At 54.3% G+C, this 2,607-nt stretch carries 3 protein-coding genes and 1 pseudogene; all 4 read right to left on the reverse strand.

All coding sequences use genetic code 11. The features are described from left to right. Nucleotides 1–1,252 (reverse strand): peptidoglycan glycosyltransferase FtsI (ftsI, locus tag ABDW13_RS23420; RefSeq protein ID WP_343554888.1); only part of this gene is annotated, 1,252 nt, incomplete at its 3' end. Nucleotides 1,253–1,268: 16 nt separating this feature from the next. Further along, on the reverse strand, nt 1,269–1,589 hold the full coding sequence (gene ftsL, locus ABDW13_RS23425; protein WP_256695601.1) for a cell division protein FtsL: 321 nt from the start codon (nt 1,587–1,589) through the stop codon (nt 1,269–1,271). Beyond that, nucleotides 1,586–2,527 carry a 16S rRNA (cytosine(1402)-N(4))-methyltransferase RsmH gene (rsmH, locus tag ABDW13_RS23430; protein WP_343554889.1) on the reverse strand — a complete coding sequence of 314 codons (942 nt, stop codon included), beginning with the start codon at nt 2,525–2,527 and terminating at the stop codon, nt 1,586–1,588. Before rsmH ends, ftsL begins: the two co-directional genes overlap by 4 nt. 2 nt (nt 2,528–2,529) lie before the next feature. Then, a pseudogene (locus ABDW13_RS23435) lies at nt 2,530–2,607 on the reverse strand (cell division/cell wall cluster transcriptional repressor MraZ); the annotation flags it as partial.

The raw sequence follows: 2,607 nt of genomic DNA on the forward strand, positions 1-2,607 counted from the left end.
CGAAAGAGAAGGTGGCCCTCTCTATGTCAGACCACCGTTGTTTTTGAGGGTATAAGCCACTACTTTCCCCGACCAGCCCCAAATTGGTCGGTTTACCCAATCCAAAGCGCGCGTAAGTATCTACTAGCGCTGAGGAGGGCATCGCTAACGCCAAACGTGAAACCCCGACGTTACTCGACTTCTGTAGGACCCCAGTTAGGGTCAATTCGTTGTAGCGCGCCACGTCTTTGATCTCATGACCATTAACGCGGTACGGCACGGTATTCAGGACGCTATTCTCTTTCACCACTCCGCGCTGTAATGCCGTCATCACCACCATCGGTTTCACAGTAGAACCCGGTTCGAAGATGTCGGTAATTGCGCGGTTACGCATCACGTCTTTCGGCGTGTTGCTGAGGTTATTCGGGTTGTAGGCCGGGCTGTTCGCCATCGCCAGCACTTCGCCAGTGTTCACATCCACCAGCACCGCAGTGCCTGATTCCGCTTTGTTAAAGGCCACGGCGTTATTCAGTTCGCGATACACCAGCGCTTGCAGACGTTCATCGATGCTCAGCGTCAGATTATGTGCGGCGCGGCTGTCAACTGAGGAGATATCTTCAATCACGCGACCGTTACGATCTTTACGCACCGTACGTTCGCCCGGCGCACCGGTTAGCCATTTGTCGAAGCTCTTTTCAATGCCTTCAATGCCCTGACCATCGATGTTGGTGAAACCAATCAGATGTGCGGTGACCTGGCCTGCCGGATAGTAACGGCGTGACTCTTCACGCAGATAAATGCCCGGCAATTTGAGTTTTTTCACATACTCGCCAATCGCCGGGTTGACCTGACGTGCCAGATAGACAAAACGCCCTTTCGGGTTGGCATTGATGCGCGCAGCCAACTGGTCCAACGGAATGGATAAGGCATCCGACAGCGCTTTCCAGCGGCTATCCAGCGAAACGCCTCCATGTTCGGTCAGCTCTTTTGGATCAGCCCAGATGGCATTAACCGGTACACTCACGGCTAACGGACGTCCCGCGCGATCGCTGATCATGCCGCGCGCCGTGGGCACTGCCTGCACACGCAGTGAGCGCAGATCGCCCTCTTTTACCAGTTTGTCGGGATTGATCACTTGCAGCCACGCCACGCGCGACAACAGTCCGCCCAGCGCCAAGAGAATGCAACCGCACAGCAACGCAAAACGCCAGCTTATAAAGCTGGCCTTATCTTCTGGTTTTTTTAACTTCAGCGTTTTGCCTGCGCCACTCATTGAGTTATGCGATTCCTTATTTCTGCACCACAATATTTTCCTGTGAAGGATCAACATGCTGCATTTGCAGTTTATCGGTAGCTATCCGTTCTACCCGGCTATGATCGCCGAGTGCGTTCTCTTCCAGAATCAGGTTGCGCCATTCAATATCCAGCGCGTCACGCTCCAGCACCAACTGTTCGCGCTGCGCCGTTAGCAGGCGCGTTTTATGCGTCGTTGTCACCACCATCACCGAGGACACCAGCACCGCAGCCAACAGCAGCATTGGGATCTTGCCGAATCGCAGCAAGTCCCCGCCGATGACGCCGGGTAAGCTGTGACGCTCGTTACCGATCATGACGCTGTTCTCTCCGCAATACGCAGTACCGAACTGCGCGCACGTGGGTTTTCACTGACTTCTGCTTCACCGGGAATCAACTTGCCGAGGGTTTTCAGTTCGCGGCCACCCAAAGCTTTAAGCTGCGATTCAGTCATCGGAATACCGGCTGGCACTTGTGGACCGCGGCTCTGATCGCGCATGAAGCGCTTCACTAAGCGGTCTTCCAGCGAATGGAAGCTGATAATCGACAATCTTCCGCCTGGAGCCAGCACCGAAAGAGCACCTTTCAACGCCGTTTCAATCTCTTCCAATTCGCTGTTGATCCAGATACGAATCGCCTGGAAAGTGCGCGTCGCCGGATGTTTAAATTTGTCTTTAACCGGCATCGCCGCAGCGATCACCGTGGCCAGTTCTTTAGTGCGTGTCATTGGCTGCTCGCGATTGCGTTCTACGATGGCGCGCGCGATACGTTTTCCGAAGCGCTCTTCACCGTAGGTTTTAATCACGAACGCGATGTCTGCTTCTTCTGCGCTCAGCAACCATTCCGCCGCTGATTGTCCACGCGTGGGATCCATACGCATATCCAGCGGTCCATCGCGCATGAAGGAGAAGCCACGTTCAGCGTCATCCAACTGCGGTGAAGAGACGCCGAGATCAAGTAAAACGCCATCGATCTTGCCAGTCAGGCCACGCTCTTCGACATACTCTGCCAGCGCCGAAAACGGCCCATGCACTATCGAGAAACGCGGATCGTTTATCTCAGCGGCTGCGGCTATCGCTTGCGGATCGCGATCAATCGCTATCAATTGCCCTTTCTCGCCAAGCTGAGAAAGGATTAAGCGCGAGTGACCGCCGCGACCAAAAGTGCCGTCGATGTAGATGCCGTCTTCCCTGATATTCAGGCCGTTAACCGCCTCATCCAGCAGCACTGTGGTGTGTTTAAAATTTTCCTGCATAGCTATAGCGACAAGTCCTGCAACCGCTCAGATAAAGGCTCCTGAGCCGACTGTTCTGTGTCAATATCGTCCTTAACTTG

It is taken from the genome of Pantoea sp. (assembly GCF_039594315.1).
Lineage (GTDB): Bacteria > Pseudomonadota > Gammaproteobacteria > Enterobacterales > Enterobacteriaceae > Pantoea.